General features: G+C 61.9%; 22 protein-coding genes. 6 read left to right on the forward strand and 16 right to left on the reverse strand.

The window, feature by feature from the left end:
* Positions 1-384: Hcp family type VI secretion system effector (locus ACIP8I_RS15790; RefSeq protein ID WP_400762255.1), on the reverse strand; the 384-nt coding region annotated here is incomplete at its 3' end.
* Between the two features lie 407 nt (positions 385-791).
* Between ACIP8I_RS15790 and ACIP8I_RS15795 the strand changes: the two genes are divergently transcribed.
* Positions 792-1,469, forward strand: coding sequence for a type 1 glutamine amidotransferase domain-containing protein (locus tag ACIP8I_RS15795; protein WP_367085069.1), 678 nt, complete (start codon positions 792-794; stop codon positions 1,467-1,469).
* Positions 1,470-1,578: 109 nt separating this feature from the next.
* On the opposite strand, the gene ACIP8I_RS15800 is transcribed toward ACIP8I_RS15795, so the two are convergent.
* The 6 genes from ACIP8I_RS15800 to ACIP8I_RS15825 all read right to left on the reverse strand — a co-directional run bounded on the left by ACIP8I_RS15800 (position 1,579) and on the right by ACIP8I_RS15825 (position 9,477).
* Complete coding sequence (locus ACIP8I_RS15800; protein ID WP_400762257.1) at positions 1,579-2,967, reverse strand: VOC family protein; 1,389 nt, start codon at positions 2,965-2,967, stop codon at positions 1,579-1,581.
* Between the two features lie 88 nt (positions 2,968-3,055).
* Positions 3,056-4,276, reverse strand: a complete 1,221-nt coding sequence (glcF, locus tag ACIP8I_RS15805; RefSeq protein WP_400762259.1) for a glycolate oxidase subunit GlcF — start codon at positions 4,274-4,276, stop codon at positions 3,056-3,058.
* Between the two features lie 2 nt (positions 4,277-4,278).
* Entirely contained in the window at positions 4,279-5,328 is a 1,050-nt protein-coding gene (glcE, locus tag ACIP8I_RS15810) for a glycolate oxidase subunit GlcE (RefSeq protein WP_400762261.1), read from the reverse strand.
* Entirely contained in the window at positions 5,328-6,827 is a 1,500-nt protein-coding gene (gene glcD / locus ACIP8I_RS15815; protein WP_400762263.1) for a glycolate oxidase subunit GlcD, read from the reverse strand. The genes glcE and glcD overlap by 1 nt, the downstream gene beginning before the upstream one ends.
* Positions 6,828-7,077: 250 nt before the next feature.
* Positions 7,078-8,004, reverse strand: coding sequence for an alpha/beta fold hydrolase (locus ACIP8I_RS15820; protein WP_096796512.1), 927 nt, complete (start codon positions 8,002-8,004; stop codon positions 7,078-7,080).
* 21 nt (positions 8,005-8,025) lie between these two features.
* Positions 8,026-9,477, reverse strand: coding sequence for a flavin-containing monooxygenase (locus tag ACIP8I_RS15825; RefSeq protein ID WP_400762265.1), 1,452 nt, complete (start codon positions 9,475-9,477; stop codon positions 8,026-8,028).
* Between the two features lie 190 nt (positions 9,478-9,667).
* Between ACIP8I_RS15825 and ACIP8I_RS15830 the strand changes: the two genes are divergently transcribed.
* Positions 9,668-10,741, forward strand: a complete 1,074-nt coding sequence (locus ACIP8I_RS15830) for a diguanylate cyclase (protein ID WP_400762267.1) — start codon at positions 9,668-9,670, stop codon at positions 10,739-10,741.
* A 126-nt stretch (positions 10,742-10,867) separates the two neighbouring features.
* A complete protein-coding gene (locus tag ACIP8I_RS15835; RefSeq protein WP_400762269.1) occupies positions 10,868-12,103 on the forward strand; it encodes a M20/M25/M40 family metallo-hydrolase in 1,236 nt (411 codons plus the stop codon).
* 282 nt (positions 12,104-12,385) lie between these two features.
* Here ACIP8I_RS15835 and ACIP8I_RS15840 read toward each other — a convergent pair whose 3' ends face one another.
* The 8 genes from ACIP8I_RS15840 to ACIP8I_RS15875 all read right to left on the reverse strand — a co-directional run bounded on the left by ACIP8I_RS15840 (position 12,386) and on the right by ACIP8I_RS15875 (position 20,673).
* Positions 12,386-13,255: an oxaloacetate decarboxylase gene (locus tag ACIP8I_RS15840; protein ID WP_007968750.1), complete on the reverse strand. Its 870-nt coding sequence runs from the start codon at positions 13,253-13,255 to the stop codon at positions 12,386-12,388.
* A gap of 185 nt (positions 13,256-13,440) precedes the next feature.
* Complete coding sequence (gene astA / locus ACIP8I_RS15845; protein ID WP_400762271.1) at positions 13,441-14,475, reverse strand: arginine N-succinyltransferase; 1,035 nt, start codon at positions 14,473-14,475, stop codon at positions 13,441-13,443.
* 61 nt (positions 14,476-14,536) lie between these two features.
* Positions 14,537-15,553 (reverse strand): arginine N-succinyltransferase, encoded by a 1,017-nt coding sequence (locus tag ACIP8I_RS15850; protein ID WP_400762273.1) that lies wholly within the window; start codon positions 15,551-15,553, stop codon positions 14,537-14,539.
* A gap of 119 nt (positions 15,554-15,672) precedes the next feature.
* The gene (locus tag ACIP8I_RS15855; RefSeq protein WP_400762275.1) at positions 15,673-17,022 is read right to left on the reverse strand and encodes an APC family permease; all 1,350 of its coding nucleotides are present in this window, start codon (positions 17,020-17,022) and stop codon (positions 15,673-15,675) included.
* 85 nt (positions 17,023-17,107) lie between these two features.
* Complete coding sequence (locus ACIP8I_RS15860) at positions 17,108-17,860, reverse strand: N-formylglutamate amidohydrolase (RefSeq protein ID WP_007968758.1); 753 nt, start codon at positions 17,858-17,860, stop codon at positions 17,108-17,110.
* Positions 17,844-19,175 (reverse strand): glutamine synthetase, encoded by a 1,332-nt coding sequence (locus ACIP8I_RS15865; protein ID WP_400762277.1) that lies wholly within the window; start codon positions 19,173-19,175, stop codon positions 17,844-17,846. The genes ACIP8I_RS15860 and ACIP8I_RS15865 overlap by 17 nt, the downstream gene beginning before the upstream one ends.
* Complete coding sequence (locus ACIP8I_RS15870; protein WP_007968761.1) at positions 19,172-19,816, reverse strand: isochorismatase family cysteine hydrolase; 645 nt, start codon at positions 19,814-19,816, stop codon at positions 19,172-19,174. The genes ACIP8I_RS15865 and ACIP8I_RS15870 overlap by 4 nt, the downstream gene beginning before the upstream one ends.
* A 2-nt stretch (positions 19,817-19,818) precedes the next feature.
* Positions 19,819-20,673 carry a MurR/RpiR family transcriptional regulator gene (locus tag ACIP8I_RS15875; RefSeq protein WP_007968763.1) on the reverse strand — a complete coding sequence of 285 codons (855 nt, stop codon included), beginning with the start codon at positions 20,671-20,673 and terminating at the stop codon, positions 19,819-19,821.
* A 315-nt stretch (positions 20,674-20,988) separates the two neighbouring features.
* Here ACIP8I_RS15875 and ACIP8I_RS15880 point away from each other — a divergent pair, with 315 nt between their 5' ends.
* Both ACIP8I_RS15880 and cobF read left to right on the forward strand, forming a co-directional pair.
* Positions 20,989-21,579 (forward strand): histidine phosphatase family protein, encoded by a 591-nt coding sequence (locus ACIP8I_RS15880; protein WP_400762280.1) that lies wholly within the window; start codon positions 20,989-20,991, stop codon positions 21,577-21,579.
* Complete coding sequence (gene cobF / locus ACIP8I_RS15885; RefSeq protein ID WP_400762282.1) at positions 21,579-22,334, forward strand: precorrin-6A synthase (deacetylating); 756 nt, start codon at positions 21,579-21,581, stop codon at positions 22,332-22,334. Before ACIP8I_RS15880 ends, cobF begins: the two co-directional genes overlap by 1 nt.
* Positions 22,335-22,468: 134 nt before the next feature.
* Here cobF and ftrA read toward each other — a convergent pair whose 3' ends face one another.
* The gene (gene ftrA, locus ACIP8I_RS15890) at positions 22,469-23,443 is read right to left on the reverse strand and encodes a transcriptional regulator FtrA (RefSeq protein WP_400762284.1); all 975 of its coding nucleotides are present in this window, start codon (positions 23,441-23,443) and stop codon (positions 22,469-22,471) included.
* A gap of 102 nt (positions 23,444-23,545) precedes the next feature.
* Here ftrA and ACIP8I_RS15895 point away from each other — a divergent pair, with 102 nt between their 5' ends.
* A complete protein-coding gene (locus ACIP8I_RS15895) occupies positions 23,546-23,974 on the forward strand; it encodes a rhodanese-like domain-containing protein (protein ID WP_400762286.1) in 429 nt (142 codons plus the stop codon).
* Positions 23,975-24,103 lie beyond the last annotated feature (129 nt).

Genomic DNA, 24,103 nt, shown 5'->3' on the forward strand with positions numbered 1-24,103 from the left:
GTGCATTTTGTTGTTGATGGCGACGATGATCGCGTCTTCCAGTTTGGTGGTGTAGTAGTGCTCTTGAGTACCTTGAGCAGAGGTACGGTACCACTGGATAACGATTTCGCTCATGCGCTCGCCGGAGGTCAGAGCAGCTTGCAGCAGAGGCGAAGCCTTGTCGTAGACCTTGGTGATGATCACTGGCTTGTGCACGCGCTGACCGGTTGGCTGACCGGATTGTGGGTCACGCGGGATGATTACGTCGTGGCTGAAAGCCTGAACCATGACCTGGTCTTCGTGGCCTTCCTGGTAAGTGTTGCCAACGGAGTCGGCGGTGAAGGCGCCGGCAGTGATCAGGCCTTGTTTTTCGCCGGTAACCGACATGTACGCTGGTGTTGCCATGGGGTGCTCTCCTTGCGGATAAATTTAGGGTGCCCGGGAGGCGAAATCGCCCGGTGGGTGCCTGACTGTTATCAAGGAGCGTGCCAGGTTTGTCGAAGGTCCCGGCAACCGGGGGTGGAGTGGCTCTGGCGTGCGGTTTCGCCGATGTTTATTGCTGAATCGAGAGGGAAAGTGCGCAACTTCTTGCGCAGTACTGCGCAAGAAGTTGCGCACTTGGCTGTAAGCCACGCCAGTCAAGGCCTGCAGCGCGATGAGTCGCCTTTTTCACCGAACAAGTGCGCAAGAAGTTGCGCAGTAAGGCCAAGGGCCAGCGTCGAGCGCTTGAAACGATTCGTCCTGCACGACGGTCAATCACTCACGAGCGCGCCGACGGCGTCTGCACATTCCCCCTATCGAGTGAGAACGACATGAAAATCCTGATGGTTTTAACGTCCCACGATCAATTGGGTGACACCGGCAAGAAAACCGGCTTCTGGCTGGAAGAATTCGCCGCGCCGTATTACGTGTTCAAGGACGCAGGCGCGCAACTGACGCTGGCCTCGCCCAAGGGCGGCCAGCCACCGCTGGATCCGAAGAGTGACGAGCCGGACGCACAGACTGCCGCCACCGATCGCTTCCGCAAGGACTCCGCCGCCCAGTCGGCACTGTCCTCCACGGTCAAACTGGAGACGGTGAAGGCTGCGGATTTCGATGCCGTATTTTATCCCGGCGGCCACGGCCCGCTATGGGACCTGGCTGAAGACCGCCATTCCATCGCCTTGATCGAAGCGTTTTACAACGGTGGCAAGCCAGTCGCAGCGGTGTGCCATGCGCCCGGCGTGTTGCGCCATGCCAAAGGCGCTGACGGTCAGCCGTTGGTCAAGGGTAAGCAGGTGACAGGCTTTACCAACAGCGAAGAGGAGGCGGTAGGGCTGACCAATGTGGTGCCGTTTCTGGTGGAGGATGAGCTCAAGGCCAAGGGCGGGATTTTCTCCAAGGGCGCAGATTGGTCGAGCTACACCCGTGAAGATGGATTGTTGCTGACGGGGCAGAATCCGGCGTCGTCGGAGGAGACGGCGTTCGCGTTGTTGTCACGCTTGCGCTAGAGGCAACATTTGATTCTGTGGCGAGGGAGCTTGCTCCCGCTGGAGTGCGCAGCGCTCCCAAAACGAGGGCCGCTTCGCAGCCCAGCGGGAGCAAGCTCCCTCGCCACAGTCAGAACAGTTTCAGGTTTAAAACCTGGGAGCACTCCTCGATCGACCGCCGCTGCGTCTCGGCATACAACCCCAGTTCATCAATGGTCGCACGCCCCAGCGCCTGTTCGAATGCCTGGCGGTTCGAGTGTTCGCCATAGTGCGTCTGCGCGGCATCCCCAAGGTTCGACTGAAAAATCCCCGCCGCACTCACCGGCAGGAAATCTTCGTACACCAACGGTTCAGCTTTCACATGGCCCTCGCGGAGCAAATCCTCCAGCGATGCCGACTTAAGGCTACCCGCCGCCAAGCCTTTTTCCGTAGGGAAATACCGAAAGTACGCCAGCTCCTGTGCGCGCATGCCCTCGACGCTGTCAGGAAATTCGCCAAAGTGCTGAGCCATCAGCGCGTTGTAGCGTGCGGCGTTGCCTTCGTTAGGGAAATCGCCCAGTTCATCGCGGGCGGCATTCAGCAGGCGGTCATACAGCGCCCGACCCTTGGGCGTCAGCGCTGCACCACGCTGCTCGATCTCGCCGAAGCGCGCGCTGTGGCTGCCTTGAGTGCCAATCTGGTCAGTGAAGGTAATCGGCTCGTCGAGCGCCTTGAAACTGGTCTGGCGCAGCAGGATCGGACATTGCCGACGCGGCGGACCTTCGATCACCGCTTTCGGGGTGATGCCGTGCACCGGCATTTGCGCCTGAACCCTGTCGATGTCGAGGGTGCGCGGGGTCAGGTGATTGATGTGCGGGCCTTTGAACGCCACCACATCGGCGATCAGACGGTGCTGAGCGCTGAGGGTCTGGTACTGCGCGGCGGTGACGGTTGCGCTGTGATGCCAGCGAAAGGTCTCCAGTGCCTGCAGGACAAATTGCGCGGCTTCATCCTCATTCAGCCCACCCGCTGACTCAGCCTGCTCGATCAGACGCAATGCCGCAGGGGTAAAGATCGAACGCCGGTTCAACACCGATTCAGCAAACGCGCGCAGCTCGGGATCTTCGATCAGTTCCAGACGCAGCAACGAAGTGAACACCCGAAACGGACTGACCTGCAGCGCCGCTTCATGCACCGCGCGAAACGCCGTGGAATGCACCGGCACGCCCGCCGGGGTCAGGTCGTAATAACCCACCGGTTGCATGCCCATCACCGCGAACAAACGGGCGAGGGTCGCCAGCTCTGTAGCCGTGCCGACGCGGATGGCGCCGTGGCGTTCCATGTCCAGTCGTTCGATTTCACCGGTGCTGTCGAGCTGCCGTGCGATGTCCGGCTGAGCCGCCAGCACTTCGCGATTGGTCTGTTCCACCAGTTCCATCAGCGCGCCGTACAGCGGCACTTCTTCGCGGTACATGTCGGACATCGCTTTGGAGAAGCGTTGGCGGATCAGGTCGGGGCTGACGAAAGGCTGCACAGTCATGAAAAAAATTCCTGCCACGGTCACGGTTTGGATGGAGGAAAAGATCGCAGCCTTCGCTGGCGGCGGCAAACGAAGAATCCTACGAACTTCATTCTGCCAACGACTGATCCACCAGTTCGATCCAGTGCAGAACTTGCGTGCGTCCGGCGCCGGCCAGATGATTCTGGCAGCCGATGTTGGAGGTGACGATCAAGTCTGGACGATCGCTTTCCAAGGCGTTGAGGCGGTTGTCGCGCAGTTGCCGGGCGAGGGTCGGTTGGGTCAGCGAATAGGTGCCGGCCGAACCACAGCACAGATGCCCGTCCGGCACCGCCGTGAGGTTAAAACCCAGGCGGGTCAGCAGCGCCTCCACCGCGCCGCCCAGTTTCAGCGCATGTTGCAGGGTGCAGGGGCAATGCACGGCGATCCGCCGCTGGCTGGCGGCACACACTGTCTCCAAGGGCTCCCGGGCCAGGATCTGTACCAGATCCAGCGTCCGTTCGCTGATCTGCCGCGCCTTGTCGGCGTAGCGCGGATCCTGTGCCAGCAAATGCCCGTAATCCTTGATGAACGCGCCGCAACCGCTGGCCGTCTGCACGATGGCTTCCGCGCCGTTTTCCAGGTGCGGCCACCACGCGTCGATGTTCTGCCGCGCGCGGTGGAGGCCCTTGGCCTGGGCGTCGAGGTGATAGTCCAGCGCGCCGCAGCAACCGGCCTCGGCCACCGGGGTGACGCTGATTCCCAACCGATCAAGCACCCGCGCCGTCGCATCATTGGTGTTCGGCGACAGGCCCGGTTGCACACAGCCTTCGAGCAACAACACCCGCCGCGCATGGCGCGGAGCAGGGCGTGTGCCAGACGCTGGCGAGCGCTGGGGCAATTTGCTTTCGAACATTCGCGGCAGCAAGGGTCGGAACGTTGTACCAACGCGCAGCAAACCCTTGAACACACCGGGGTTCGGCGCCAGTGCGCGCAGACCCTCGCGCAACAAGCGCTGGGCGGCGGGGCGCGGCACGGCCTGATCGACCACCGCTCGGCCAATGTCGAGCAGGTTGTGATAGTCGACCCCAGACGGACAGGTGGTTTCGCAATTGCGGCAGGACAGGCAGCGATCCAGATGCAGTTGTGTCTGCTCGGTAGCGGGTGCGCCTTCTAGCACTTGCTTGATCAGATAGATGCGTCCGCGCGGCCCGTCGAGTTCATCGCCGAGCAATTGATACGTTGGGCAGGTGGCGTTGCAGAACCCGCAATGCACGCAGGTGCGGAGGATTTTTTCCGCCTCGGCGGCACGCGGCAGTTGTCGGGCTTGTTCGCTGAGGGTGGTTTGCATGGCTAGAACTCCGCGTACATCCGGCCGGGGTTGAGCAGCCCTTGCGGGTCGAGTTGCGCCTTGAGTTGCTGGTGATAACGCATCAGCGTGCGCGGCAGCGGCTGGAACGGTGTGTCGCTGGCGCCATGGGTAAAGCAGGTGGCGTGCCCGCCGAGTTCCTGAGCAAGAATCTGGATGTGCTCGTGATCGGACTTCAGCCAGCGTTGCGCACCGGCCCAGTCGATCAGTTGCTGGCCGGGCAAGTCCTGCGGTCCGAGATTGTTCGGCAGCGACAGGCGCCACAGCGGCAGGCCTTCGTCGAAAAAGCTCAGGCGTTGCTCGTTCAGGTCGCGCCAGAACGTCGAATCCAGTGGTTCGCCGCCGAGCCGTTGATGCGCGGCAGTGACCGAGCCTTCGCCGCCCTCAAGGCGCAGATACAGGCTTTGCCCGTCATGGCAGGCGCCGCTGATCGGCAACGGTTGCTGGCCCCACTCGGCCAGTCTGGTCAGCGCCCGCGCGCAATCGATATCGAGGCGGATACTCAGGCACTGGCGCGGTTTCGGCAGGACTTTCAGCGAAACTTCGGTCAGCACGCCGAGGCAGCCGAAACTGCCGGTCAACAGGCGTGAGAGGTCGTAGCCGGCGACGTTTTTCATCACTTCGCCACCGAAGCGCAGGTGTTGGCCGAGGCCGGTAATGACTCGGGTGCCGAGGACGAAGTCGCGCACCGAACCTGACCATGGTCGCCGTGGCCCGGATAAACCGCAGGCAATCATTCCGCCCACCGTAGCGGTTTCGCCGAAGGCTGGCGGCTCGCACGGCAGCATCTGCCCGGCCGCGTCGAGCGCCGCCAGTAACTCGCGCAACGGCGTACCGGCGCGCACGCTGACCACCAGCTCCGTCGGTTCGTAGCGCACGATGCCGCGATGCGCGCGGACGTCGAGCACTTCACCGGCCACCTCTCGACCCAGAAATGCCTTGCTGTTGCCGCCCTGGATTTTCAGTGGCGTGGCGTTGGCCCGGGCTTCATTGACCTGATCGAGCAGGGCGCTACTGGCGTCGACGTCAACCATCAGAAACGCTCCAGTTCGGGGAATGGCAGTTGCCCGGCATGAATGTGCATCGCGCCGAATTCGGCGCAGCGATGCAGGGTCGGGATGTTCTTGCCGGGGTTGAGCAGGCCTTGCGGGTCGAACGCGGCTTTTACTGCGTGGAACAGGGTCAGTTCAGCGTTGGTGAACTGCGCGCACATCTGATTGATTTTCTCCCGGCCGACCCCGTGTTCACCGGTGATGCTGCCGCCAACCTGCACGCACAATTCCAGAATCTTCCCGCCCAACGCTTCGGCGCGATGCAGTTCGCCGGGCTGGTTGGCGTCGAACAGGATCAACGGGTGCATATTGCCGTCGCCCGCGTGAAACACGTTGGCCACGCGCAAGCCGTATTCGGCGCCGAGGCGGGCGATGCCTTGCAACACGCCGGGCAATTCGCGGCGCGGGATGGTGCCGTCCATGCAGTAGTAATCCGGCGACAAGCGGCCAATGGCCGGAAAGGCGTTTTTGCGCCCGGCCCAGAAGCGCACGCGCTCTGCTTCGTCGCGGGCCTGCCGCACTTCGCTGGCGCCGGCCTGGAGCATGACCTCGCGCACCCGCAGGCAATCGTCGTGGACATCGGCTTCGACGCCATCGAGTTCGCACAAAAGGATTGCCTCGGCATCCACCGGGTAACCGGCGTGGATGAAGTCTTCGGCGGCGCGGATCGCCAGGTTGTCCATCATCTCCAGGCCGCCGGGAATGATCCCCGCGGCGATGATGTCGGCCACGGCGCGGCCAGCCTTTTCCACCGAGTCGAAACTGGCCAGCAAGACCTTGGCGACTTGCGGTTTTGGCAACAGTTTGACCGTGACTTCGGTGATGATCCCCAGCAGACCTTCGGAGCCGGTAAACAGCGCAAGCAGATCGAAACCCGGCGCATCGAGCGCCTCGCTGCCCAGCGTCAGGCGTTCGCCTTCGATGGTCAGCACTTCGATTTTCAGCAGATTGTGCACGGTCAGACCGTACTTGAGGCAATGCACGCCACCGGCGTTTTCCGCGACGTTGCCGCCGATCGAGCAGGCAATCTGCGAGGACGGATCCGGCGCGTAATACAGGCCGTACGGCGCAGCGGCCTGGGAGATCGCCAGATTGCGCACCCCGGGCTGAACCCGCGCGGTACGGGCCGCCGGGTCGATGTGCAGAATATTGTTGAAACGCGCCATCACCAGCAACAGACCTTTTTCCAGCGGCAGCGCACCGCCCGACAACCCGGTGCCGGCACCCCGGGCCACCACCGGCACGTTGTGTTGATGGCAGAGCTTGAGCAGGGTTTGCACCTGATCGAGTCGCCGGGGCAGGGCCACCAGCATCGCCGTGGTGCGATAGGCCGAGAGACCGTCGCATTCGTAGGGTTTGAGCTCGTCTTCGCGCCAGAGCAGGTCGAGGTCCGGGATGGCGCGCTGCAGGGTTTTCAGCAGCTCGGCCTTGTTCACTTCCGGCAGCGGGCCGTCGAGGCGTTCGTCGTAGAGAATGTTCATTTCACACAACCTTCTGCCAACCTCAATTCTTTGGATGAATAAGACTTAAGGTGGTGAGGAAATTCATTGTGGTGAGGGGATTCATTGTGGTGAGGGGATTCATCCCCGACGGGCTGCTCAGCAGCCCCAACCCAGAGAATGCGGTGTCTCTGATTCAGCTTAGTGCTGGAACTGGGGCTGCTGCGCAACCCATCGGGGATAAATCCCCTCACCACAATAAATTCCCTCATCACAAGAATAGTGTTAGGACTCATCGCTGGTTTCCCAGAAACTCCCGATACAACCGCGCGGTATTCCCCGGTTGTTCGACCATCGGCATGTGCCCGACGCCATCCCACACTTCGACCCGCAGATTGGCGATGCCCTTGCTCCACACCGGCACGCTGCTGACGTCGATCAAGCGGTCCTTGCGCCCCCACAGCAGCAGCGCCGGGCATTTGATCTCGGCCAGTTTCGGCTCCATGGGTGGGCTGGCGCGAAAGTCGCGGAAGATCTCTTCCAGTTCATCACGCTGGCGTTCGTATCGCTGGGCGATGGCGTCCAGCACCAGCCCGGGCACCCACGGCGGCGAGGCCATGGTCATCGCATAAAACTGGCGGAACTCTTCCCGGGAGTTGATCAGGAACGGGTTATGCCCACGGGCGAGGTGGCGCTCCATGTCGCTGGCCTGCGGTGCAGTGACGCCGGCCGGGTCGATCAGCGCCACCGAGGCGATCCGCTCCGGGTAAGTTGCTGCCAGCCATGCCGCGATGTAGCCACCCATCGAGTTGCCGATCACGTGGACTTTCTCCACGCCGCACACGTCCAGCAGCTGGATCATGCGCTTGGCCTGCAGCGCAATGTCGTAGCCGCCACCGGCCTTGAACCCGGTTTCCCCATGACCGGCGATGTCCGGAATGATCACCCGGTACTGGCGGACAAAATGCCTGGCGAAGCGCAGCCACAGATTCTTCTCGGCGCTGTAGCCGTGCAGCATCAGGATCGCGCTGGCTGCTTCATAGGGACCACCCTGCCAGGTCGAGACGGTCATTTCGGCAATCGGCACCTCGATTTTGTGCAACTTGTACAACTTGGCCTCGAGCGCCGTGCTCAGGTCGTACAACCAATGGCCGATTGCTGGATAACTCAACCAGCTCCAGGCCACGAAAACCGCGAGAGCGACAAACAGCACAAGCATCGACGTCTTCCTTTTACGTGTTCAGGACAGAATGTGGTCAGCCGGTTTCAGCGTCCGGGTCAACCGGTAGTAGCTGAAACTGAAGCCCGGAAATATCGCGATCACATGACCGCTCTTGCTCTGATACCAACTGTGACAGCCGCCGGACTTCCACACCGTGCGTTCCATCTCACGGTGGATCATTGCAGTGTAGGTACGTTCCGCTGCGGGGCGCACTTCGATGCTGCGCAGGCCTTTTGACTGCAGGGTGTGGATGCAGTCGAGGATGTAGTTCATCTGCGCTTCGATGATGAACAGCGCCGAGGTATGCCCGATGCCGGTGTTGGGGCCGGTGACGATAAACAGGTTGGGAAAGTCCGGCAGGCTGGTGCCCAGATAGGCGCGTGGGTACTGCGCCCAGACGTCCTTGAGTTGCACGCCGTGCCTGCCGGTCACCGGGTAGGAGACCACGCCGTCGGTGGCGTCGTAGCCGGTCGACCAGACGATCAGATCGACGTCGATGTGCTGGCCGTCCGTGGTGGTGATCCCGGTTTCATCGATTTCGGCGATGCCTTGTTCGCGGCTGTGCAACGTGACGTTGGGCCGGGTCAGCGCCGGGTAATAGGTGCTGGACAGCAGAATGCGCTTGCAACCGATGGTGAAGTCCGGGGTGAGTTTTGCGCGCAATACCGGGTCCGGCACCTGTTGCTTGAGAAAACGCAGCGCCTGACGCTGAACCAGGTGAATCGCCGGTTTCGAATATTTGAAGGCGATGACCCGGGTTTCGAATTGCCAGTAGAGCAGCCAGCGCAGCAGCTTGTAAGCCGGTTTCACCCCCAGCAGCCAACGCTGGAAAGGCCCGAACGTGCGATCGGCGCGCGGCAGCACCCAATGTGGCGTGCGCTGGAACACGTGCAATTGCTCGACTTCGGCGGCAATCGCCGGAATCACCTGGGCGGCACTGGCGCCGCTGCCGACAATGGCCACGCGTTTACCGCGGTAGTCGTAGCTGTGATCCCAATTGTTGGTATGAAAAGTCTTGCCCTCAAAGCGATCCTGGCCGGGGAAGGGCGGGATCACCGGTTGGCTCAACGGCCCGGAGGCGTTGATCACGAACTGCGCGTAGAAAATCCCTTTGCTGGTGTGCACCGCCCAGCGCTGTTCGGCGTCGTCCCATTCGATGCGTTCGACGTTGGTTTGCAGCGCCACGCGCTCGCGCAGGCCGAAGCGCTCGATGACATGTTCGGTGTATTGGTGCAGTTCAGCCTGGGCGGCGAACATCTGCGTCCAGCGGTACGGCGCGAAGGACAGCGAGTACAGCGGCGACGGCACATCCACCGCCGCGCCGGGGTAGGTGTTCTGGCACCAGGTGCCGCCGAAAAAGTCCCTTCTTTCCAGCAAGCGAAAATCGTCGATTCCGGCCTTGAGCAAGTTGACCGCCGCGCATTGGCCGCCAAATCCGCTGCCGATGATCAACACTCGGTAGGTCTGCATGGGCCTCCTTCTTATAGTCGTTTTTCCGTTTTCGTCCTTTCAGGTATAGCTAAAAATTTGCCCTGTGCGCGACGGCGATGGCGCGGTATTCAGCGGCTGGCCGGTGATAGCTATTTAACGGCTGCCTGTTAGACTTCCAGCACATCCGTCTGACGGTGTTCGCAGGTTCCGTTGAGTGGTCGAGGCCCTTATGCGAAACAAGGGGGGAAAGGGACTTTCATTGGCCAGGAGGCTTTATACATCGCGAACCCTCGGGCTGGTGCTGGGGCTGCTGTGCGTGAGCGCGGCGATGTACCCGCTAGACCCGCCGCTGTGGGTCTGGGCGTTGATGCTGTTCAATGGCCTGCTCTGGCCGCACCTGGCGTTTCAATGGGCCCGTCGTGCCAGCGTTCCTTACCATGCGGAACACCGCAATCTGTTGGTTGACGCCTTTATGGGCGGCTTCTGGGTCGCCGCCATGCAGTTCAATCCGCTGCCCAGTGCCACCACCGTCTCGATGATGGCGATGAACAACGTCGCCATCGGCGGTATGCGTTTTCTCGCGGCGGGCCTGGCCGCGCAGATCCTCGGCATTGGCGTCGGCCTGGTGGTGTTCGCCCCGGCGTTCATCCCGCAGACCTCACCGTTGCAGCTCTATGCGTGCCTGCCGTTGCTGATGCTGTACCCGTTGGCGCTGGGCTGGATCTGCTTTCGCCAGGCCTACACGCTGGGCCTGCACAAACGTGAGCTACTGGCGCTGAGCCGCACCGACAGCCTCACCGGCCTGCTCAATCACGGCGCGTGGAAGGATCAACTGGAAATCGCCTTTCAACGTTGCCGCCGGCAGCAGCAGGGCGCAGCGATCGCGTTGATCGACATCGATCACTTCAAGGCGATCAACGACACCTACGGGCATGTGGCGGGTGACATCGTGCTGCGCCAGTTGAGCAAAATGCTCAAGCAGAACCTGCGCGCTGCGGACGTCGCCGGGCGCTATGGCGGCGACGAGTTTTGCGTGATCCTGCCTGACCTGCCGCTGTTCAATGCCGCGCAGGTCATGGAAGCCTTGCGCGAGCGTTTCGCCACCCTGGGTTACGAGCAGAACCCGGCGCTCAAGGTCAGTCTGAGCATTGGTCTGGCGGCTTACGAACCGGCACACGGCGACGCGACCCGTTGGCTCAATGATGCGGATCAGGCGCTGTACGAGGCCAAGGCGAGCGGGCGCAATCGGGTGATCTGCAACAGTGATGATCTGCCGAAGCAGGAACTGCTCGATTCGGTCTGACTGCCCAGCACAATTTCCTCCTACAGGTGTTCGGTGTCGGCCGCAGAGATGTCGCATCCGGTATAGAGCCTTGCGTCGATGTCAGGTACGGTTCAATTCCCCCCGACGCGAAACAAGGATCGATTCATGACGTTCTCATTTTCCCGCTCGCTGCTGGCCGCCAGCCTCGGCCTGTCCCTCGTCCTCAGCTCCGCCAGCGCCTTCGCCGAACCGCACAAGCAAGTGCTGGCGGATGCCGAGCAGTATCAGCCCGAAGCCCTGAAACTGCTGGAACGGCTGGTCAACATCGACTCCGGTTCCGGTTATGAACCGGGCCTGAAACAAGTCAGCGAGATCGCCATCGATGAGCTGAAGAAGCTCGGCGCCACCATCGAACTGGTGCCCAATACCCCGGAAAAATCCAATCATGTGCTGGCCACCTTCAAAGGCACCGGCAAGGCAAAAATCCTTTTGATGGCGCACATGGACACGGTGTTCAAGGAAGGCTCCGCGGCCGAGCGCCCGTTCCACATCAAGGACGGCCGCGCCTACGGGCCGGGGGTGATGGACGACAAGGGCGGCATCGTCGCCGGGATCTACGCGCTGAAGATTCTGAAGAATCTGGACTTCAAGGACTACGCGCAAATCACCTTCCTGCTCGACGCCAGCGAAGAAACCGGTTCGGACGTCGCCACCGACCTGATCAAGAAAACCGCCAAGGCCCACGACGTGACCCTCAACCTCGAACCGGGTCGTCCGGCCGATGGTCTGGTAGTGTGGCGCAAGGGCAGCGCGACGGCGCTGGTCGAGGTCAAAGGCAAGGCGGCGCATGCCGGGGTTGCGCCGGAACTGGGGCGTAACGCGGCGATGGAAGCGGCGCACCAGATTCTGCAGCTGGGCAAACTCGGCGACGAGGCGAAGAAAACCACGATCAACTTCACCGTGCTCCAGGCCGGCGATCGCACTAACGTGATTCCGGATCACGCCAGCGCCAAGGCTGACGTGCGCGCCGCCGTGCCGGAAGAATTCGACCGGATCGAGAAAGACCTGGCGCGAGTGTCGCAGGACAAGCTGATCGCTGAAACCGAAGTCACCACCAGCCTCAAACGCGGGTTGCCGCCGATGCCGCAGACGGCAGAGTCGGATCGCTTGATGGCCATGGCCCAAGGAATTTACGGCGAGATCGGCCGCAAGCTGACCGAGGAGGGTAGTGGGGGCGCGGCGGATGCCAGCCTGTCCGCCGGGGTGGGTACGCCGACGCTGGACGGTTTCGGGATTGTCGGCGGCAATATTCATACGCCGGAGGAATACGCCGAAGTGGCGAGCGTGACGCCGCGGATTTATCTGTTGTCGCGGATGATCATGGAGTTGGCCAAGCGCTGACTCCCTCGGATTGGCGGTGCTGCAACTGACGCCTTCGCGAGCAAGCTCGCTCCCACAATGGATCTGTGCCGAACACCAATGCTGTGTTCATTGAAGTTCCACTGTGGGAGCGAGCTTGCTCGCGAAGGCGGCGGGTCAGGCTAAATGGGTGTTGAATGTGCCGACGTCATCGCGAGCAGGCTCACTCCTACATGGGATCTGTGTTCAACACCAATGCTGTGTTCACTGAAGATCCACTGTGGGAGCGAGCTTGCTCGCGAAGAGGCCAGTCCTGACCGCAGCTTATTCCTTGACGCTCATGTATTCCTTGGCCCAGAGGATGTAATCCTCAGGCTGGGTATAGGTGTGCGTGAGTTCCGTCGCGCTCAGGTCCGAGGCCTGGGTGAAGATCTGGCGTTGTTCGCGCAGGCTGTCGTAGGTGGCCTTGATCGCGGCGAAGTACGCGCCATGGCCGTCGATGGTCACGCGTACGCCGAGTTCGGCCAGGCGCTTGTCGTCGCGCAGGGCCGGGTTGCCGTAGGTGACCAGCATCAGCGGCACCGTCAGGTGTTCGGCGATTTGCTCGAGCTGATCGAAGTCCTGCACCCCGACCATGCAGATGCCATCGGCACCAGCGGCCTGGTATTGCTTGGTGCGGCTGATGATTTCCTGATTCGGCAGGATCCCGGCGTTGGTGCGGGCGATGATTGCCATTTCCGAATCGACTCGGGCTTCCAGCGCCGCGCGGATCTTGCCGACGCCTTCGGCGACCGAGATCAGGTCGGTGGATTTGCGCCCGAATTGCGCCGGCAGCAGGGTGTCTTCGATGGTCAGGGCGGCGACGCCGGCGCGTTCCAGTTCAACGATGGTGCGCATCACGTTGAGGGCGTTGCCGTAGCCGTGGTCGGCGTCGGCGATCACTGGCAGTTGGGCGACGCGGCCGATGCGGGTGGCCTGTTCGGCGAACTCGCTGAGGGTGATCAGGGCAAAGTCGGGGGCGCCGAGCACCTGCAATGAGGCCACGGAGCCGCCGAGGATCCCCACTTCAAAACCCAGGTCGGCGGCAATGCGCGCGGACATCGGGTCGAACACCGAGGCGGTGTGGTAGCAGGTGTCGGAAGCCAGCAATTGACGGAAGTTACGGCGCAAATCTTGATGGGAAAGCCTGGTCATACGAGTTCCACCAATACAAAGGAATGGAACGGCTTGAGCAAAGGTGTCAACGCCGAAGAATGAAAAGGCTATCACGCGAATGGGTCAAGGTTCATGACGAATTTGCGAGTGAGGCGTTGATGAAGGATCCAGCGGCTGAAAGGTTTCATCGGCAGTCAGCGGATTTTCAGTGGCTAAACCGCAGATCAGGCCGCTACCGCCTGTTGCTGTTGCCTGGGCAGCAGCACCGCGCGTACCGAATTGCCCGGTTGCAATTGCAGGCGCTTGGCGGTGAGGCGGTCGACCACCAGGGTATTGCCGACCAGACGACCGGGGGCCACGGTGATGCGGCAGTTCTCCAGGCGCCGGTTGTGGATCAGCCACAACGGTGCCTGATCGTCCGGCGTGCCGAGACTCAGGGTCAGCGCCAGGCTGTCGCGCACGGTCCGAATGTTGCCGATCGGCGCCTCGATCACCGGGCCACCGTCGAAGATGTCGATGTAGCCCTTATGCGTGAAGCCTTCTGCACGCAGGATCTTCAGCGCCGGTTCGGTGTTGGGGTGCGGCTGGCCGATGACGGCTTGTGCCTGCTCGGTGAGCATGCAGGTGTACAACGGCTGGCGCGGCATCAGCTCAGCGATGAACGACTTGTTGCCCAGCCCCGACAAGTGGTCGGCATGGCTGAAGTCCATCTTGAAAAAGTGTCGGCCCAGGCTGTCCCAGAACGGCGAGCAGCCGAGTTCATCGGCGCTGCCACGCAGTTCGGCAATCATCTTTTCGCCAAACAACTGCGGGAATTCGGCCACGAACAGCAGCCGCCCCAACGACAGCAACCGACCGTTGCTGCCTTGGCGGTGTTGCGGATGCAGGAACAGCGAACACAGCTCCGACTGGCCGGTCAGCTCGTTATTGAGAAACAGTGTGGGGATCTGCCGCGAAATGCCGAGATCCGGTGCCGAACTCACAGTCAGACCGACCCGATAGTTGTACCACGGCTCGCGCAGACCTACTGCGCCGGTCAGGGCGCTGACACCGACCACCCGCAGGTCGTCGTCTTCGAGCACGAACAGATAATCGGCGTCGGCCCGTTCAACCTGTTCGGCGAACGCGCGCTGCGCCCAGCGCACCCGGTGGGCGAGGCGATCCTCATTGGCCGGCAGGGTCGTAAACCCCGGACCGGCCTGTTGCACCAGGGTCATCAGCGCTGGCAGGTCGCTGACTTTGACCGGACGGACGATCATGCGGTAACTCCTTGTACGCGCCTGTTCGGGCACTGTCGTTGGGTATGCAACCGGGCGCGGTTCACAGGGCTGTCAGCCTGACCGTGCTGCCATCGGTAACTTTCAGCGCCGCGCACAGTGCCGGCGTCAGCGACAGCGGTTGATCGGGCTGGTAGTTCAGTTCGGCGACGATGGCCCGGAATCCATGCAGGGCGTCGTTGCTCAGCAGGTAATGGCCACGGGCGCCGATCTGCGCTTGCTGGCGGACGGTGACGGTCTGGCTGCGGGCGATCGAACGGATGTTCGCGGTGCGCGCATACAGGGTCGGACCGGCGTCGAACAGGTCGATGTAGCTGTTGGTTTCAAAGCCTTCGCGTTCGAGGATGTCGAAGGCTTCCTGGCCGTCCGGGTGAATTCGGCCAATGCATTCCTGCGCTGCCAGAGGCAGCATCGGTACGTAAATCGGGTATTGCGGCATCAGTTCGGCGAGAAACGTGCGGCTTTGCAGGCCGCACAGGCGCTCGGCCTCGACGTAGGGCAGGTCGAAGAAGTGCTTGCCCAGTGCATCCCAGAACGGCGAATGACCGTTCTCATCGCTGTAGCCGACGATCTCGGTAATCACCGCATCGGCGAAACGTTGTGCGTGAGCGGCGATGAACAGCAGCCGCGCCCGTGACAGCAATTCGGAAAAGGCGCTGCGCACCAACGCGTTGTCGATGTGAAAACCGCGCAGCAAGGTGTGGTCGTTGAGGTCGTGACACAACGACAGCGCCGGCACCCCGTGTTCAATGTTCAACTCCCGCGAGGCACTGGTGAAGTGGCGGTTGCGCAGGCTGTAGAACGGTTCGTTGAAACCGGCAGTAGCGAGGATCTCCGAGCAGCCGACCAGCCGCTGAGTGTCGAGGTCTTCCAGCACGAAGAAGTAGTTTTCCGGGCCTTGCGCCTGAATGTCGCTGGCGAACGAGGCGCAGGAGCCGGCGATTTTATCCCGCAGGCGCTCGCTGTCATCCGGCAGCGACGTGACGCCGACCAGGCTGTCGCGGGCCAGCTGTTGCAATTGCGGCAGGTCGGTTGGCTCGACTGGGCGTAAGACCAGCATGGATGCACTCCTGTATCAAAGGGTCCGGTGATCCCCACCGAACCTGACTATCACTGTCGGTTGCCACGCTTTAAAGCGGCGGTCGCCTGATTTGTTGTCAGACGCCGCTCTTTTTCTTGTCAGCCATTGCTCGGGTCAGGCAGCGCGGTGCTGGCGCCGAGCTTGTTCAGGAAGAACAGATACACCAGGCCCAAAGCGATCCAGATCAGGCCGAGTTTCTGCGCATCGACGCCCATGTTGTACATGATGGCGGCGACGATGATGAAGCCGATCACCGGGCAGATCAGATGGCGCACGACCTGACCGGACTTCTGCCGACGCCAGTAGTAGTTGATCACTGTCAGGTGCAGCAGCATGAAGCCGCTGAGGGCACCGAAGTTGACCAGCGAGGTCAGGGTGTCGACCGAATTGATGAACAGGTAGCAGATCACCAGCGACAGCACCGCCACCAGATAAATGCTCAGGTACGGGGTGTTGTGCTTCGGGTGCACCTTGGCCAGCACTTTCGGCAACTTGCCATCGCGGGCCATGCCGAACAGCAGACGCGACACCGCGGCTTGCGAGGTGATCGCCACCGCAACGCCCCAGGCCAGCGCCGTGGCCACACCGGTCAGGGTTGCCAGCCAGCTGCCGGCCGCGATTTCGGCGATTTCATAGAACGCGGTGTCGGCGGACTTGAAGCCCATGCCGGCGGCCAGATCGGTGGCGATCCAGGTCTGCACGACGAAAATCACCCCCATCACCACCAGAGTGATCAGCGCTGCGCGGCCGACGCTTTTGCCCGGATCGCCCTTGATTTCTTCGGCGAGGGTCGAGATCGCGTCGAAGCCAAGGAACGACAGCACGGCAATCGACACGGCTTGCATCAGCAGGGCGAAGTTGAACGTTTCCGGGTGATAAAGCGGCGCCAGGGTCAGCTCGCCGTTGCCGCCACCGTTGTGCAGGGCGTTCCAGGCGTAGAACAGGAAGATTCCCAGTGTCACCAGCTGTGCCAGCAGGAAGATGATGTTCATCCGCGCGGTGAAGGTGATCCCGCGCAGGTTGACGAACGTCGCGCTGACCAGGAACGCCAGAATGAAGCCGACCTTCGGAATGTCCGGGTACAGATGGTTCAGGGCCATCGCCGCGTAGACGTACAGCAGCGGTGGAATCAGCAGGTAGTCGAGCAGCATCAGCCAGCCGGCGATGAAACCGACGTGTTGATTGAGGCCGCGTTGCGCGTAGGAATACACCGAGCCTGCGATCGGAAACGCCTTGGCCATGCTGCCATAGCTCAGCGCGGTGAACAGCATCGCCACCATGCCGATGATGTAGGCCAGCGGCACCATCCCGGGTGCCTCGGCATTCACGTAGCCATACACGCCAAACGGGGCGATGGGGATCATGAAGATCATCCCGTACACCACCAGGTCGGTCAGTGTCAGGCTACGTTTCAACTCCTGTTTGTAGCCGAACTCTTCTATTTCCATGAAGCGCAACTCCTTGTCAGCCTATCCAGCGTTTTAGTTGTTATGTCGATCCATCGTTACAGCGTCAGCAGTCTTGCAGCATTCTTTACAGCAGCGGCGCCAGGCGCCCGGCCCACAACGATACCGCTTCGGGGCTGCGCAGCAGGTCGTTGCGCACCTCGATCAACACCGATTCCAGCCCCCGGGCATCGCCGTGCACCGGTACGGTCATGTCGCCCAGCGGATCAACCCGGTACGGCTGGTTGCCCGCGACTTTCAGCGGGTGCTGGCCGAGGCCGTCTATCACCCGTTGCGCATAGGCGCTGGCCTGACCAAACAGCACGCCGACTTCCAGTGGACGCGGCTGGCCGTAATACACCGGGGTAAAACTGTGAATCCCGACTACCCGTACCGCCTGGCCTTGCGCAACGCGCTGGTCGATCAGGGTCTGCAGCCGGGCGTGAAACGGTTTGAACAGGGTCTGGCGCCGGTATTCGCGCGTGGCTTCGTCCAGCTCGCGGTTACCCGGCACCTGATAAATCTCGCTCTGCGCCGGAATGCTGTCGGGGGCATGCCGGGGCCGATTGAGGTCGATCAGCAGCCGTGAATAGTTGGCGCTCAACAGTGTCGCGCCGAGTGTCTCCGAGAGCTTTTCAGCCAGTTGCAGTGCGCCGATGTCCCAGGCGATGTGTTCGCGCGCGGCTGCATCGTCCAGGCCCAGATTGTTCAGGGCCTCGGGGATGTAGCGGCTGGCGTGCTCGCACACCAGGATCACCGGATGCGATGAATCTTCGCGGCTCAGGTTGTAGACCGGGCGGGTGTACAACCCCAGCTCGGCGGATTCAGTACAGGCGTGCATAGTGCTCACACAGGTCAGCGGGCGAGAGCTGTTCCGTCAGCGCCAGTTCCTCGGTTTTAAGGGCGTGGTAAGTGTCGAGCAACGGCTTGGGCAGCCATTGATTGAAGGCTGCACTGTCACGCAGGCAATCCAGCGCCTGGGCCAGCGAGGCGGGCAGGGCAACGATGCCCCGGGCCTTGCGTTGCTCGTCGTTGAGTGAATCGGGAATTTCATCGGTGATCGCGTTCAGCGCCAGACGCTGTTCGATGCCCAGCCGTCCGGCGATCAGCAGCGCGGCCATTGCCAGATGCGGTGAGGCGGTGGCGTCCATGGCGCGGAATTCCAGGTTGTACTGCGCCGCCACGGATTTGCCGCCCAGGCTGACGGTCGGGCAGATGCGCAGCGCCGCTTCCCGGTTCTGCTGCCCCAGACACGCGTAGGACGCGCTCCAGTGGTGCGGCTGCAAACGCTCATACGACACCGGCGTCGGTGCGGTGAACGCACACAGCGCCGGCAGGTAATGCAGGATCCCTGCGGCCCAATGCTGGCCGAGGGTCGACAGACCGTTGCTGGTGCCGGCGTCGTAAAGCAGCGGCAGACCTTGCAGGTCGAGCAGGCTGACGTGCAGGTGCACACCGTTGCACACCGCGTCGGCCTTGGTTTTTGGCGCGAAGCTGACGTCGACGCCCATTTGCCGGGCGATTTCGCGGGTGATCTCGCGCACGTTGACCGCACGATCCGCCGCCGCCACGCCGAGGGTCGGCCGGCAGGTGATTTCGTATTGGTGCTTGCCGTATTCGGGCAGGAACATTTCCGGCTCGACACCACCGGCGCGCAGGGCGCTGAGCAGCCAGCCGCCGAACTCTGCACCCTGACGCTGGGCTTCAAGGGAAAACGCCAGGTGTTCGGCAAAGCCGGCATGCAGGTTGAATTCGTGCTCGAACGCCGCGTTGACCTGCAAGCCGAGGTCGTCGCGATAGCGCTCGATTTCATCGCGCAGCAGCGTGCGCGGGCAGGTGCTCCACGGCTGGCCATCGGTCTCGCGGATGTCGCCGTGGATGAAGTCCAGCGCCGGTGCCGCGGTGTCCGGGCCGTTGCCGACGGTGACGCGACTGGCCAGATCAGGAATCAGCCGCAAATCGCCGTATGCGCCCCACGGGTTGGTCGAAGCGATAATGTCCTGAGGCGTCAGTGCGCTGTTGGCCGGCACCCAGCCGCACCCGGCGGCTTGATAATGCTCCAGCTGATCGGTGGGAAACGAGCGGCCACGGGTGATGCCGATCAGGTCGGTGGTGACGATGGTGGTCATCGGCAACGGCGTCAGGCGCTCGCTCATGGACGCATCTCCTGCAAGCGGCCGAGCACGGTTTGCGTGTCAGTGATCCAGCAGTAGCCCTTGATCGCGTTCAGGCAGGCGTCATGCCGCGCCGGGGTGTAGGTGGCGCAGGCGTCTTCGACCAGTGTTACTAGATAGCCACGGTCGGCGGCATCCCGCACGGCCATGTCGACGCACTGATCGGTGACGATGCCGGCGATGATCAGGTGGCGGGTTTCGAGGTTGCGCAGCACGTAATCGATGTTGGTCGAGTTGAACACCCCAGACGAGGTTTTCGGCAGGACGATCTCGTTTTCCACCGGGGTCAGGTCATCAATGATCCGCGCCTGGGTGCTGCCCTTGGGCAGGTGCATGTCCGACAGTTTGTGATCCAGCGAGCGGTCGCGACCGTCGGCGGTCAGGCTTTCGATAATCGTGTGCAACACGTTCTGCCGCGCTTCGCGAAAGGCACTGAGCAAACGGCGCTGGTTGGGCACCACCTGCATGTGCGCGCGGGTCAGGAAATACTCGGCGTCCGGGCCGTTCAGGTGCGGGTCGAACTGCGGTTCGAGCCAGGCACGCTGCATGTCCACCAGCAGCAACGCGGTGTGGTCGGTGACGAACGGCAAATCCCGCGGCGAGCGGTGGGGAAGACTGAACATCCTTATTTATCCTCCAGCAGATGGGTGTTGAAGTCGTTGCGCAGGGCGTCGATGCCTTCCAGGCGATCGGCCAGATCGGGGCTGCGCAGGGTCAGGCAGGCAATCAGCGCCTCGACCTGGGCCAGCGCCGGCACCATGGTGTCGAACGGCGAGGCCGATTCCACCGGAGCACTGATGATCAGGTCAGCCAGTTCACGCAGCGGCGAGGCATAGATGTCGGTGAACAGCACCACCCGCGCGTTGTTGTTCTTCGCCGCCGAGGCCACCCGCAGGGCCTGGGACTGGTAGCGCCGATAGTCGAACAGCAGCACCACGTCCTGGCGTTGCAGATCGAACAGGCGGTCGGGCAGTTGCGCGTTGTCTTCCAGCGCAAAGCAGCCGGGTCGCAGCAGGCGCAAGTGGTTGAGCAGGTAGTTGGCCATCAGGCTGCTGAAGCGCCCGCCGAAGCAGTAGATCTGGTGCCGGGTGTCGAGCAGCCAGTCGAGCAGAATGCGCACGTCTTCAGGTTGTGTCAGGGCCTGGGTTTCCACCATCAGCCGTTGGCTGTCGGCCAGATAATGGCCCCAGGCATCATCCTTGTTCAGGTGCGAACGGGGCTGCAACAGGGTGCGCGGCGAACGCAGGCGGTGATCCATGTCGCTGAGCAGGGCGTCCTGAAACTCGGCATAACCGCCGAATCCGAGCTTCTTCACCAGCCGTACGATGGTCGGATCACTGACGCCGGCGTGCTCGGCCAGACGCGCCATCGGACCCAGGCCATTGCGTGGATACTGGTCGAGCAGGGCGCGAATCACTTTGCGCTCAGACGGCGTCAGCTCCAGGCCGGGATCGGTGATCAAGTCTCTGAGAGGCGGCATCCGGGCTCCTGCTGGATGAAGGGGAAGGGTGTTGAATTCGTTTCATAATCCGTTAAAACAGTATTTATGTAACTCAGGTTACATGTCTAGTGAATTTTTAGCGGTAGCGATTCAGCGTTTAAATAACCTCAGAGCCATGTGCAACAAGGCCTACACAGTTGTCGCCGATCCTTGTAGTCCATTGCCCATCGGCGTGTCAGACATTGCCGTTTTTTCGCCTTCAACATGTCAGGCCAGAAATTCCCGGGATCCCCTGCAACGCCCGGTTTGCGGCACAATTGCCGCAAGACCGGCCGTTTGCCGCCGATTTACCGGATGTCCATCGAGTGCAATACCGTGCAATCCACCCGTTTGACTTTGATTTGCCACGCTCGAACCGTCGCACAGAAATTGTCGCGTTTTCCTACGAACGAGCCTGTTGAACATCTGCCATTGGCGCCCGGTGCGTTGGCCACACAATTCGCCAGCGCCAACCGTGTGTTGTGCGGGCCGGAATTGCGCACCCGCCAGACTGCCGAATGGTTCGGTGCGGCGCCGCAAGTGGACGAAGCGCTGCGCGATTGCGATTGGGGGCGCTGGCACGGGCAAGCGATCAAGGATCTGCAACGGCGCGAGGCCGAGGCTTTGCAGGCGTGGATCAGTGATCCGCAGGCGGCACCCCATGGTGGCGAGTCGGTAAGGCAATTGGGCGAGCGTGTGGCGGCGTGGCTGGCCAGCCTGCAAGGTGCGCCGGGGCATATCGTCGCCATCACCCATCCGTTTGTGGTGCGCGCAGCATTACTGCAGGTGCTGCAGGGCGCAGCGTTCAACGCGATTGATGTTGAACCGTTGTCAGTTGTTGAACTGCGGTTCAACGGTATCTGGCGGCTACGCTTGTCGGGTATCGATCTTGCGGGAGCACTGTGATGAAACAACTGCTGGTCATCGGCATCGGCGCCGGAAATCCCGACTACATCACGATGCAGGCGGTAAAAGCGCTGAATCAGGTCGACGTGTTCTTTCTGCTGGATAAAGGCCAGAGCAAGGACAAATTGATTGATCTGCGACGGGAAATCTGCGCGCGCTACATCACCGATCCTGCGTATCGCTTCGTCGAAGCCCACAGCCCGGAGCGCGAACGCGGCGAGGTGGACTACACCCGCGCGGTCGATGATCTGAACCGCGCCAAGCAAGAAACCTTCGAGCGGCTGATCAATGAAGAATTGGCTGACAACGAATGCGGCGGTTTTCTGGTGTGGGGCGACCCGGCACTGTATGACAGCACTATCCGTATTCTGCAGGCGATTCTGGCGTCAGGCCGCTGTGCTTTCGAGTTTGAAGTGATCCCTGGAATTACCAGCGTTCAGGCGTTGGCGGCGCAGCATAAGGTGCCGCTGAACAGCATTGGCCGGTCAATCGAAATTACCACGGGCCGGCGTCTGGCGGCGGGGCAGGTGAGTGACACGGACAGCCTGGTGGTGATGCTCGACGCTGAAGATTCCTACCACCACGTGGCGGATCAGCAGACCGAGATTTACTGGGGCGCTTACCTCGGCACGCCGGATGAGATTCTGATCAGTGGCAAGCTTGAGGATGTTGCGGAGCAGATCGAGCGCACGCGCAAAGCGGCGCGGGCCGAGCATGGGTGGATCATGGATACCTATTTGTTGCGCAAGCCTTGATTTGTAGGTTGTCGGTGCAGGCCTCATCGCGGGCAAGCCCGGCTCCCACAGGTTTCTGAGTTGAAACAAGGTGGTGTGTACGACGCAAAGCCTGTGGGAGCTGGCTTGCCAGCGATGGCGTCCGGAAATTTATCTCAGGAAATCGCTTTGAGCCCACGCCCAAACCGCTCTCGATACACCGACGGCGGCACCCCGACCACGCTGCGAAACGCCACGCGAAAACTCTCCACCGAACGATAACCGCAGCGCTGGGCGATCTGCTCGGTGTTGTGCTCGGTGCTCTCCAGTAACTCCCGCGCCCGGGCCAGTCGCTCGTGTTGCAGCCACGCTTTGGGCGATTGCCCGCTGGCCTCAGTGAAACGGCGCAGAAAGGTCCGCTCGCTCATCGCCGCTTCGCTGGCCAGATCGCGCACTTCCAGTGGTTGGTGCAGGCGTTCGCGGGCCCACTGCATCACCCGCGACAAGTCGTTGCGGGGTGTCGCGCTGACTGGCATGGGGATGAATTGCGCCTGGCCGCCAGTGCGTTGCGGCGACATCACCAGGCGCCGGGCCACTGAATTGGCGACCTGGGTGCCAAAGTCCCGCGCCAGCAGATGCAGGCAGGCATCGATCCCGGCGGCGCTGCCCGCCGAGGTGATCAACTGGCCGGAGTCGACGTAAAGCACATCCGGATCCACCGCAATCGTCGGGAAGCGCCGCGCCAGTTCCTCGGTGTAGCGCCAGTGCGTGGTCGCGCCGTGACCGTCGAGCAAGCCACTGGCGGCCAGCACAAACACCCCGGAGCAGATCGACAGCAACCGCGCACCCTGGGCATGGGCCTGTCGCAAGGCGTCGATCAATGCCGGCGGCACCGGGGCCGCGCGGTCGCGCCAACCGGGAATGATGATGGTGCGCGCCTGCGCCAACAGCTCCAGACCGCCGTCGGCCAGTACGTGAATCCCGCCCATGGCGCACATCGGCCCTTGATCGACGGCGACGATGCGGTGCTCGTACCACGGGAAATCGAACTCCGGCCGGGGCAGGCCGAAAATCTCCACGGCGATGCCGAACTCGAAGGTACAGAGGCCGTCGTAGGCCAGAATCGCAACCAATCCAGGTGAGTCAGGCATTTGGCGGAAAATTCCCGGTGAGTGTCTTGCGCGCCACTGTAGCGCCAAGTGCCGGCCCGATAAAGTCTGCTCACACCTCAACTGACGTAGGAGCTACCTAACATGACCAGCCTGGTTCGCGACATTCCTGCCGCACCGTCGGCCATTGCCCTGATGCATTTCAGCAACCGTCTGACGTTTGAAACCGATTGTTCTGACGTCTTCAGCAGCCAGGAGGCCGGTGAAGTCGATTTTGTCCTGGTCGATGTGCGCAGTCGTTTGGCGTTCGAGCGCGGTCACGTGCCGGGCGCGATCAACATTCCGACCCGCTCGCTGACCGCCGAAGGCCTGGCGGAGTATTCGACGAGCACGTTGTTCGTGGTCTATTGCGCCGGCCCGCACTGCAACGGCGCCAACAAGGCTGCGGTGAAACTGGCGGCGTTGGGTTACCCGGTCAAGGAGATGATTGGCGGTGTGACTGGGTGGCTCGATGAAGGCTTCAGCTTGAGTGCTACTCAAACCGCCAAACCCACCATCGCCTGCGAATGCTGAACTGCTTCTGTAGGAGCTGCCGAAGGCTGCGATCTTTTGACTTTCAAGAGCAAAAGATCGCAGCCTTCGGCAGCTCCTACACGGGTGATTTTTGTCATTTTCAAAGATTTGTCCTACAGCCTTTGCACC

Origin of the sequence: Pseudomonas sp. NPDC088414 (assembly GCF_044753325.1) — a bacterium.
Classification (GTDB): Bacteria; Pseudomonadota; Gammaproteobacteria; order Pseudomonadales; family Pseudomonadaceae; genus Aquipseudomonas.

Bases quoted from the DNA above. Each gene is read 5' to 3' on its own strand.
- ACIP8I_RS15870 (WP_007968761.1), bottom strand. From the start codon at position 19,816: ATGTTCAGTCTTCCCCACCGCTCGCCGCGGGATTTGCCGTTCGTCACC.
- ACIP8I_RS15850 (WP_400762273.1), bottom strand. From the start codon at position 15,553: ATGCTGGTCTTACGCCCAGTCGAGCCAACCGACCTGCCGCAATTGCAA.
- ACIP8I_RS15865 (WP_400762277.1), bottom strand. From the start codon at position 19,175: ATGAGCGAGCGCCTGACGCCGTTGCCGATGACCACCATCGTCACCACC.
- glcE (WP_400762261.1), bottom strand. From the start codon at position 5,328: ATGGTTGACGTCGACGCCAGTAGCGCCCTGCTCGATCAGGTCAATGAA.
- ACIP8I_RS15820 (WP_096796512.1), bottom strand. From the start codon at position 8,004: ATGCTTGTGCTGTTTGTCGCTCTCGCGGTTTTCGTGGCCTGGAGCTGG.
- glcD (WP_400762263.1), bottom strand. From the start codon at position 6,827: ATGAACATTCTCTACGACGAACGCCTCGACGGCCCGCTGCCGGAAGTG.
- ACIP8I_RS15895 (WP_400762286.1), top strand. From the start codon at position 23,546: ATGACCAGCCTGGTTCGCGACATTCCTGCCGCACCGTCGGCCATTGCC.
- ACIP8I_RS15835 (WP_400762269.1), top strand. From the start codon at position 10,868: ATGACGTTCTCATTTTCCCGCTCGCTGCTGGCCGCCAGCCTCGGCCTG.
- astA (WP_400762271.1), bottom strand. From the start codon at position 14,475: ATGATCGTCCGTCCGGTCAAAGTCAGCGACCTGCCAGCGCTGATGACC.
- ACIP8I_RS15795 (WP_367085069.1), top strand. From the start codon at position 792: ATGAAAATCCTGATGGTTTTAACGTCCCACGATCAATTGGGTGACACC.
- ACIP8I_RS15875 (WP_007968763.1), bottom strand. From the start codon at position 20,673: ATGCCGCCTCTCAGAGACTTGATCACCGATCCCGGCCTGGAGCTGACG.
- ACIP8I_RS15860 (WP_007968758.1), bottom strand. From the start codon at position 17,860: ATGCACGCCTGTACTGAATCCGCCGAGCTGGGGTTGTACACCCGCCCG.
- glcF (WP_400762259.1), bottom strand. From the start codon at position 4,276: ATGCAAACCACCCTCAGCGAACAAGCCCGACAACTGCCGCGTGCCGCC.
- ACIP8I_RS15800 (WP_400762257.1), bottom strand. From the start codon at position 2,967: ATGACTGTGCAGCCTTTCGTCAGCCCCGACCTGATCCGCCAACGCTTC.
- ftrA (WP_400762284.1), bottom strand. From the start codon at position 23,443: ATGCCTGACTCACCTGGATTGGTTGCGATTCTGGCCTACGACGGCCTC.
- ACIP8I_RS15825 (WP_400762265.1), bottom strand. From the start codon at position 9,477: ATGCAGACCTACCGAGTGTTGATCATCGGCAGCGGATTTGGCGGCCAA.
- ACIP8I_RS15880 (WP_400762280.1), top strand. From the start codon at position 20,989: ATGTCCATCGAGTGCAATACCGTGCAATCCACCCGTTTGACTTTGATT.
- ACIP8I_RS15830 (WP_400762267.1), top strand. From the start codon at position 9,668: ATGCGAAACAAGGGGGGAAAGGGACTTTCATTGGCCAGGAGGCTTTAT.
- cobF (WP_400762282.1), top strand. From the start codon at position 21,579: ATGAAACAACTGCTGGTCATCGGCATCGGCGCCGGAAATCCCGACTAC.
- ACIP8I_RS15855 (WP_400762275.1), bottom strand. From the start codon at position 17,022: ATGGAAATAGAAGAGTTCGGCTACAAACAGGAGTTGAAACGTAGCCTG.
- ACIP8I_RS15840 (WP_007968750.1), bottom strand. From the start codon at position 13,255: ATGACCAGGCTTTCCCATCAAGATTTGCGCCGTAACTTCCGTCAATTG.